This is a genomic window from Paenibacillus sp. sgz302148 (genome assembly GCF_056120465.1).
On record NZ_JBVYOJ010000002.1, the window covers coordinates 391,633 to 399,698 of the forward strand.

7 protein-coding genes and 1 pseudogene are annotated in these 8,066 nt (G+C 56.1%); 2 read left to right on the forward strand and 6 right to left on the reverse strand.

Going from position 1 to position 8,066, the window contains the following annotated elements:
• Positions 1 to 78: 78 nt before the first annotated feature.
• The 4 genes from AC0LWM_RS05390 to AC0LWM_RS05405 all read right to left on the reverse strand — a co-directional run bounded on the left by AC0LWM_RS05390 (position 79) and on the right by AC0LWM_RS05405 (position 3,498).
• Positions 79 to 1,278 carry a helix-turn-helix transcriptional regulator gene (locus AC0LWM_RS05390; RefSeq protein WP_474673869.1) on the reverse strand — a complete coding sequence of 400 codons (1,200 nt, stop codon included), beginning with the start codon at positions 1,276 to 1,278 and terminating at the stop codon, positions 79 to 81.
• Positions 1,268 to 1,744 (reverse strand): hypothetical protein, encoded by a 477-nt coding sequence (locus AC0LWM_RS05395; RefSeq protein WP_474673870.1) that lies wholly within the window; start codon positions 1,742 to 1,744, stop codon positions 1,268 to 1,270. Before AC0LWM_RS05395 ends, AC0LWM_RS05390 begins: the two co-directional genes overlap by 11 nt.
• 114 nt (positions 1,745 to 1,858) lie before the next feature.
• Complete coding sequence (locus tag AC0LWM_RS05400) at positions 1,859 to 2,566, reverse strand: DNA alkylation repair protein (protein WP_474673893.1); 708 nt, start codon at positions 2,564 to 2,566, stop codon at positions 1,859 to 1,861.
• A gap of 179 nt (positions 2,567 to 2,745) precedes the next feature.
• Complete coding sequence (locus AC0LWM_RS05405; protein ID WP_474673871.1) at positions 2,746 to 3,498, reverse strand: SDR family NAD(P)-dependent oxidoreductase; 753 nt, start codon at positions 3,496 to 3,498, stop codon at positions 2,746 to 2,748.
• 303 nt (positions 3,499 to 3,801) lie between these two features.
• Between AC0LWM_RS05405 and AC0LWM_RS05410 the strand changes: the two genes are divergently transcribed.
• On the forward strand, positions 3,802 to 4,401 hold the full coding sequence (locus AC0LWM_RS05410) for a GNAT family N-acetyltransferase (RefSeq protein WP_474673872.1): 600 nt from the start codon (positions 3,802 to 3,804) through the stop codon (positions 4,399 to 4,401).
• A 111-nt stretch (positions 4,402 to 4,512) separates the two neighbouring features.
• Here AC0LWM_RS05410 and AC0LWM_RS05415 read toward each other — a convergent pair whose 3' ends face one another.
• Positions 4,513 to 5,412 (reverse strand): phosphotransferase family protein, encoded by a 900-nt coding sequence (locus AC0LWM_RS05415; RefSeq protein WP_474673894.1) that lies wholly within the window; start codon positions 5,410 to 5,412, stop codon positions 4,513 to 4,515.
• A gap of 63 nt (positions 5,413 to 5,475) precedes the next feature.
• Positions 5,476 to 6,228 (reverse strand): annotated as a pseudogene (locus AC0LWM_RS05420) (AAC(3) family N-acetyltransferase); the annotation flags it as partial.
• A 178-nt stretch (positions 6,229 to 6,406) separates the two neighbouring features.
• Between AC0LWM_RS05420 and AC0LWM_RS05425 the strand changes: the two are divergent.
• Positions 6,407 to 7,894: a methyl-accepting chemotaxis protein gene (locus AC0LWM_RS05425; RefSeq protein ID WP_474673873.1), complete on the forward strand. Its 1,488-nt coding sequence runs from the start codon at positions 6,407 to 6,409 to the stop codon at positions 7,892 to 7,894.
• Positions 7,895 to 8,066: the final 172 nt, after the last annotated feature.

An 8,066-nucleotide genomic window follows, 5' to 3' on the forward strand; every position in this document is an offset into this window, starting at 1 on the left:
AACGATCCTTATTATAGATGGCGCCTCCGAAACCGCGTATCGGTTGATTTACGTATTTTGCCTAGACTCCTGCCCGGTTTACTCCCGCCCCTGCCGATCCAGCCATCCATGCTCCAGTACGTAGGCCGCGAGTGCCGCCCGCGAGGATATGCCCAGCTTCTGATAGATGCGTTCGAGGTGCGTCGTCACCGTTCTTTTGCTGACAAATAGGTCGCTCGCAATGTCCGCATTGGATAACCCGCGAGCCGCAAGCACGGCGACCTGGAGCTCCCGCGCGCTTAATAACGATTCCACCATCCCGGTACGCTTGGAGCTTTCAAGCCGGATCCGCTCCAGCGCTTGCCTGATCGCCTGCCTGCGCTCCGTCCGCTCAAGATGGCGGACTTTGCGGAACAGCTCCGCCAAATGCCGGGAAACCTGCTCCAGTCTCTGATCGTCCAGCGCGGCGAAACGATCCGGATCGTCGCTATCGCTGACGATGACCGCTGCTGGCTGGCCCGGCTCGCCCTCGAACGGGATCGCCACATAGTGCTGACGAACCTCCTGCCGGGCTGCGGAATCCGCAGCACCGGACTGCTTCTGCTCCGATGGCGGCTGGACAAGCGCAGATAGCGCATACCTCAATTGGGAGCGGATATGGTCGATGCGAATCGGTTTGCCGTTCTTGACCGACCAGAACGCCACCCGGCGCAAGACGCCGCTTGCCGTTCCCTCGGAGGTCCCGTGCACGGCTGCGATACGCGGCGTCCGGTCATCGTCGGCACCTTCCTCATCGGCAGCCTCGCGTTCCGGACAGAACACGGCGGAGCGATCCCATCCCCATTCTGTCTCCAGCGCATCCAGCAGCTCGCCGTACAGGTCCGGCATGGAAGCTTCGGGTATCCGTTCCTCCGTGCACAGCCGCACGGCCGATACGCGGAACAGCTCCGCCGAACGTACCCGGATCGCCATCCCCGTTTCGGCCATCATCGACAAAAGGTCGTTTTGCCGCGACATCTGCTCGAACAACGGCCCTCCGGTGCTTGCACCGACATACTCCACATCCATTTCCCAAGTGTCAAAACAATCCGGGTCCATGATCCGCAAGCAAGCCCGCGGATACTCCCGCAAATTGCGTATGCTTTTATTCAGCATATTGTTGGCGATCGCCACATGGTCTTGGTCGACATACCAAACTCTGGATATGTTCGCGATATTCGGAACGCCCTTGGCGCTGCAGGTGATTAATGTCGACGGGAGCACACCCAGCAAAGCGCGGAGCATCGATTCAGGAATCATATCGACCCTCCCCGGCCGCATACGGTTTGCCGGCATCCGGTCCCGGCGTTTGAACGAATATTTCCTCGGCAAGATAGATCACGTAATCGCAAGCGGCGGTCGAAAGGGGAAAATGAGCGTATAGCTTGGGGAAAGCCCGCAAGCTCCCTTCCCGGTAACGCTCCAGAGCAAGAGCTATCTCCTCGCCCCGGCATGGGCCTTGTTCGACGATGGGGCCCTTGATCTGATACGACGTATTGGTCCGTCCATCCGTATAGAGCCCTGCGATGATCCCCGCTCCTTGTTCGGCACGGGCGCCGAGCTTAGAACTCTTCAGCACGTAGACCCGAAGGAGATCCGGCTTATCGAGCACGGTAACGCCCAAGCCGCGCACCGAATAAGGGCGGTTCGCCTCCCCCGAAACGGCGAGATGCATCATGAGCGGCTCCGCGTGCTTCAGAAAACGGATGATCGGTTCGTCCAGCATCCTTTACATAGCCTCCTTAGGCGTTTCTTGCAACCGATGTTGCATTTACTTCCATTTTAGGAGGGATCCCGCACAATAACAAGGGATTTGCCGTGCGTAAAGCACGATGAATCGCTAGCAGATGCACGTTTTCTTCTTCGCGCCCAGCTTGCCGGCCGCTTCCACTTTGCGAATGTACTCCGACGCAAATGGCACTTTGCATGCCGTCTGCCCCATATGGACATGAACCTTGCCGATCGCTTCGGCAGCCCTCACCGCTTCTTCGTGCAGTGCCCTCACGCTTGAGCCAACGACAATGACAAAAGCGTTCATCGTATAACGGACCCGGTTGCGCTCCTCATGAATCGTCGTTTCCACCTGCCGCAGCAGCCGGGCGATTTCCTCGTGATCGAGAAGCTCGTCGGCCGTCATCGTAATATAGTTGGCATAGGTGCTCCATCCGCACGTGGCCGCCATTTCGTCGGGCGACTGCATCCATTCCCGCGCCAGCTCCAGCGCATGCGGACTCTCCGCCGCGACCCCGGCTACCGTGTACTCCGCTATCATATACCAGCTTGCCGCTCGGGCCCACGCCCGCAGCATTTCCTTCGATGCCGTGCGCGGATCGACGGTCAGTCCGGCCAAATACATCGCATCGCTGTTGCCCGTATCGAATAACGCCCGCGCCAAGCTTTGGTCTTTCTTGACGTCCTTCACCAGCTTCTTCAAGTCCCCCACCTTCACGCCAAAAAGCGGTTCGTGCGCTCCGTGCCGGATAAACGTCATTTTCGTTTGTTCCGTGCCAAGAGCCTCGAGCTTGTCCATGATGTGGTCCACCGTTATCGCCATCGTCGTAACGACACCCCCTCGTTTGAATATTTTTATTTTACCATGAATAGCCCGCTATTTCCGTGACCGGCCTTCATACGAACCCGCGGAAAACAATGAAAAACCATGCCTGTGAAACGCAAGCATGGTTTGTGAAAGCCGATATGGTTGCTTATTTCTAAATCCGAATGTAATTACTTCGCCGTTACGCCGCCGTCCACAGGCAGCTCGACGCCCGTAATATAGGATGCGGCATCGGAAGCCAGGAACAGCACCGCTTCGGCTACTTCGGAAGCCTGTCCGACTCTTGGCAGCGTCGTCTGCGACAGGAACCATTGTAGCATTTGCTCGTTCTTGATCAGATCGGAGCTCATTGGCGTTTCGATGAAGCCTGGGTGAACCGAGTTGACGCGGATGTTGTCCTTGCCGTAATCGACGGCTGCCGCTTTGGAGAGCAGGCGAACCGCGCCTTTGGAAGCGGTATAAGCCCCGGCGCCGCTGCTTCCCGTCAGTCCGGCGATGGACGAAATGTTAATGATCGAGCCGTTTTGTTTGGCTTGCATATGGGGAACGACATGCTTCATGCCGAGAAATACGCTTTTGACGTTGATGTCCATAACGCGGTCCCACTGTTCCACCGTCGTATTCAGCATCGGAACGGCAAGCGAAATGCCGGCGTTATTGACCAGCGCGTCGATTTGACCATACTTCGAGATGACGCTGTCTACGATCCGGGTCCAGTCTTCTTCGGAAGCTACGTTATGCGCGAATGCCATCGCCTCGCCGCCGCCGGCTTCAATCTCTTGAACAACCGCCTGCACCGCCGCCTCGTTGATGTCCGTCGCAATCACTTTGGCTCCCTCGCGGGCGAACAGAAGCGCCTCTTCGCGTCCCATTCCGCTTCCCGCACCGGTAATGATCGCCACTTTGCCTGCTAAACGTGCCATTTCGCCATCTCCTCATGGATAAAGTTGTGAATAGAAATGATCATTCGGACTGAGTTACCGATAAGAATCGAGATAATGATATAAACACTATCATTATGATTTATATTATATCACCGCTTATCGACGAGCTCAAATCCGGTTTCTGGCATGTGCGTTCGGATATAGGGTGGACGCTTTTTTTCCCATCCTAAAAATAGATCGGCAGTGGCGCCCGCTGCGGCTATAATGAAGGTGGATCCTATGCAATGCAATGCGATACGATACGATACAATTCCGCTAAGGGGAAACAAGGAGTGACCAAGATTGCTCGACAAAACGATTCCTCACTACGGCGTGCTCATGGTGAAACCCAATCCGACGGAATTCCCGGACTACACGCTTCCGGGCGGCTATACGCTATGTCAGTACCGGCAAGGCATGGACGAGGATTGGATGGAACTCCAGCTGCTATCCGAGCAATTCGACAGTCTGGAGGAAGCCCGGAGTTATTTTGCCCAGGAATTTCTAGCTTTCCCGGATGAATTGTCAGCCAAGTGCCTGTTCGTCAAAGACAGCGCCGGTTCCGTCGTCGCAACGGCCTCGATCTGGAGGGGAGAGCACTTCGGGCGGACGATGCAGCGTATCCATTGGGTCGCCGTACACCCCGGCCATCAAGGTATAGGCCTCGCCAAGGCGCTGCTCACGCAAACGCTGAATCTTTATAATAAGTTGGGGTATACGGATTTCGTCTATTTGACGACGCAAACGTGGAGTTACAAAGCGATCAACTTATACTTGCAATTCGGCTTTCAGCCGTATATGGGGAGCCGCCCCGTTCGTTGGAGGTGTACGGACGAGCAGTTCGACCAGGAGAAAGTAACGGCATGGGAACTTATCCGGAGCAAAATAAAACCCGCACCTTAACCGCCGTCAGGCCGTCTTGATGCGGGTTTTCGCCGTTTTGTGCGTCGCCGTCGTTTACGAGCCGACGTTGTTTGCGTTCGTGCCGGGTGCTTGTCTCGTCGCCCGACGATCCTATTTGCCTTGCGCCCGTTCCAGCAGACTTTGCACATATTCGTCCATCCGGCTGGCCATCAGCTCGTCGGTCAAATCGGTCTTCCCGCAAGCGGGCCATCCTTCATATACGGTCGGCGGACCGTACAGCACGTCGATCAAGCTGACCAAATCCCAGTACGGGTCATATTGGAAGGCGGAGCCGGCGTGCCTCTCATAAGCAGCGAGGAACGCATCGGCCGTCTTTACTCCGTATAACATCGTAAGATTCCATCTGCAATGGCCAATATCGGCTCCGGCAGGACCGCGGCATGCATTCACCCAATCCACGACGCCGCTCACTTCATTGTCCTTCCACAATATGTTCGTCGGATGGTAATCCCGGTGGATGAAGCACGGTTTGTAGTCCGGCCGTGTCCCTTTGGCGATGTCGAACGCGGCCTTCCACAGCTCCGGCACCTTCGACCATGTCTGCTCGTCAAGAGACGTGGCGTTATTATAGGAATAGTACGCCCAAGGATATTCGTCCGCGTTCACGGCATGAATACGAGCAAGCGTTGCAGCCAGTTTGTCCAGCCAATCTTCCATGGACAGCGGCTTTAAGTCGACAACGCCCTCGAGCCGCGTCATCAGAACGCAAGGAATGCCGCTTTGGCTCCCCTCCCGGTCAAAAGCGACGATCCGCGGCGTCGGCACACCGGTGCGGGCCGCATAGCGCAAGCTCTCCGCCTCATGCGCAGCCAAGTCCGGCTCGTGCCGCAGCCACTCCTCGTTGTCGAAGCGGCGCAGCACCAGCTCCACCTCGTTCCCCTCTACCTGCAGCGAGACGAGGTGGACGAGAGAAGAAATGCCGCCTTTCAGACGCTGTACCGATACGATCGTCGCTTGAGGATCCACGGCATCGATAATCCACTTCTGCATGGGCGCAGACAAGGGATGCTCCGGTTCATGCGGTTTTTCCGCCGTCACCCGAATCACCTCGCCAAGCGGTTCATTATCCGAGAACAAATCCGGGTTGTCCCGCAGCATTTCGGACAATATGTCATTCAGCATTTCCGCGTCGCACACCATGACGGCAGCGTCGCCGAAACGCGCTTTACGAATCGCCCCGCGCTGCACGAGCACATCTTCGACCTTCCAGAAGTGCTCCGACCAAGGCAAGCCGCAGTGCCTGCGGGAAGGCACCGGAATTTCCGTTCCGTCCCCCAGCACCGTAATCAGCGCCTCATGGCTGTCGGTAATCCGCCCCGGGATATCCATCCACTCTTCGATGCCGTGGATGAACGTATTCCGACGTAAGTCGCAGCCGACAAGCAAGATTTGCGCCTTTCGGTCCAGCAGCCTGCCCCATGCCGATTCCCGGTGACAAGGCGTATCGCACCGCTCGTCGCCTGCGGTGAAGGCCGCCGCATCTTGCCCCAAAGCGGCTACCGAATGCGTAGGATGAAGCGTCCGATGTACGCCCGGGCGCTTGCGGAACAGCTCCGGCAATATGCCGACGCACACCGGCGATGTTTCTACATAAAATTTAGGATTCTCCGCGTTTACCGTCGACCACGTATGCGTCGGCAGAACGAGCAGCCCTTCCTTCATATATTCCGAGAGCGCATCGAGCACCGTATCGGCTCCTCCTTCGACCTCCCCGATGCTCTTCATCGAGGAGTGAACGAGAACGGTCCCCTGCCCGTCGATCCCCATTTCCTCCAATTGCTTCATCAAGCTCGTCATCGTATGCATGTTCAAACCTCCCTCAAATACTTGAATGGCATCGTTTGCATATTCCCAGTCTACTATGATCACGGGCGGATGGACAGCATGATTTGGTATGATCTCGGCTCCTCTATGTGCGAAACTAGCAATACATGGTATGATGCTCGTGTTGGGTATTTTATCCTGTGGAAGGTGGATTTTGAACGTGAAGCAAACAGACACACTTCATCGCCGCAACAAATTGCTTGTCAACATTATTTGGGGGATGCTCGCCCTTGGCATTGTCGTCGACCTGCTTACGGGCGCCCCGGCAAACTCCATTGTCGTTCTGGTCATTGTCGGCATCATCACATGCGGAGCGGCAACCGTCTTGACGTATATGCGCCTGCTCTCCCGCTACGTCATGTATATCATTTCCGCGATTATTACGATTCTAACGCTCCTCCTGATTCTGACCGGTCCGATCATCACGACGTATTTCCTCGTCTTCGTCAATTTAGCGATCATGACGCTGTACAGCAGCTTCCGCGCCATCGTATTTTCCAGCCTGCTCGGAGTCGGGCTGACGCTATATCTATTCTTTAGTCCGTACAAAGAAGAAATGTTCGGAAACAACGATCCGATCACCATTATGCTATATCTGGCTCTGATTGCCGTCCCGCTGCTCGTGTCGGCCAAATTCAGCGAGAACCTGCAGACTGCCGCGGCAACTGACCGGGACAAGGTGCTGGCCGAAAAAAACCTGTCGCAGCATATGATCGACCGCGTGTCCTCATCGCTGACCGTTCTGAACGAGTTCAGCTCGAAGCTGAAGTCGAACGTCACGTCCACGAGCGCGATTTCGGTACAAGTGACCTCGGCCTTCGCCGAAATATCGTCCAGTACGGAAACGCAAACAAGCAGTATCGCGGATATCAGCGAGTCCACTCGCATCATGGAGCAAGCCGTCGTATCGCTGGCCGAACGCTCGACAGAGATGCGCGTGCTATCGGAAAGCTCCGTGGCTCTAACGAAGCACGGCAGCGAAGAAGCCCTGTCGTTGGCGGAGCAGATGCGTCACGTTCACGAGACGATCGACGCTTCCGTGGCGCTCATGCAGCAGTTGAACGAGCAGAACGAGCAAATTAGCGATATTCTGAATACCATCCATCACATTTCGTCACAGACGAATTTGCTGGCATTGAACGCAGCCATTGAAGCGGCGCGGGCCGGCGAGCACGGCCAGGGCTTCGCCGTCGTATCCAATGAAATCCGCAAGCTGGCGGAGACGTCGCAGCAGTCGACCCAAGAGATCGGCAAAATCCTGGAGTCGATTCGCATGACGACAGATCGGGCTTCGGAACAAATATTGCGCGGACAAATGACCGTCATCGAGAGCAGCCGGGCGGCGGCCAAGGTTGCCGAGGCGATGCAGTCGTTGTCCGACAATTCAAGCCGGGTGGAGGAGCAATCCGCCCACGTCGAACGTTCGGCCAGCGATCTGAGCGACCGATACGCGAAGATGACCGACGAAATCGTCACCATTGCAGGCATCACGGAACAAAATATGGCGTCGATCAAGGACATGTCGACGAGCATGAGTACGCAGGACAGCCAGATCCAAGAAATCGTCGGCAGCTTCCTGCAGCTTGACGATTTGACGACCGAGCTGCACAAGATGACGGAACATAAGCCGGAGAAGAAGCAGGGTTAAAGGCCGGCACCGACTACCGGAGCAGCGGCGTAAACATATAAAGGAGCAATCTCGCAGGATGAATGAACAGCCCCCCGTCAAGTAGACAGTATAAAAATCAAAATCAATCAAGCGGCCTTCGTCCTGAACTCCATCGGACTGAGGCCGTTTAGTTTTGCTTGTAATCGTTCGT

What these genes read in the sequence shown, in the direction of transcription:
- AC0LWM_RS05395 (WP_474673870.1), bottom strand. Translation starts at nt 1,744, where the DNA reads ATGCTGGACGAACCGATCATCCGTTTTCTGAAGCACGCGGAGCCGCTC.
- AC0LWM_RS05405 (WP_474673871.1), bottom strand. Translation starts at nt 3,498, where the DNA reads ATGGCACGTTTAGCAGGCAAAGTGGCGATCATTACCGGTGCGGGAAGC.
- AC0LWM_RS05415 (WP_474673894.1), bottom strand. Translation starts at nt 5,412, where the DNA reads ATGCAGAAGTGGATTATCGATGCCGTGGATCCTCAAGCGACGATCGTA.
- AC0LWM_RS05390 (WP_474673869.1), bottom strand. Translation starts at nt 1,278, where the DNA reads ATGATTCCTGAATCGATGCTCCGCGCTTTGCTGGGTGTGCTCCCGTCG.